Source organism: Rugamonas brunnea (assembly GCF_014042345.1).
GTDB lineage: Bacteria > Pseudomonadota > Gammaproteobacteria > Burkholderiales > Burkholderiaceae_D > Rugamonas > Rugamonas brunnea.
Genome location: NZ_JACEZT010000063.1, coordinates 1 through 262 on the forward strand (window position 1 = coordinate 1; position 262 = coordinate 262).

At 51.1% G+C, this 262-nt stretch carries 1 rRNA gene; it reads left to right on the forward strand.

The annotated features are described in order from the left end of the window. Window positions 1-262, forward strand: a 23S ribosomal RNA gene (locus tag H3H37_RS25490); the annotation flags it as partial.

The following is a 262-nucleotide window of genomic DNA, read 5'->3' on the forward strand; positions in this document are numbered from 1 at the left end:
GGCTAAAACAGTCAGGATGTTGGCTTAGAAGCAGCCATCATTTAAAGAAAGCGTAATAGCTCACTGATCGAGTCGTCCTGCGCGGAAGATGTAACGGGGCTAAGCCAGTCACCGAAGCTGCGGATATGCGTAAGCATATGGTAGGAGAGCGTTCTGTAAGCCTGTGAAGGTGGCTTGTAAAGGCTGCTGGAGGTATCAGAAGTGCGAATGCTGACATGAGTAGCGATAATGGGGGTGAAAAGCCCCCACGCCGTAAGCCCAA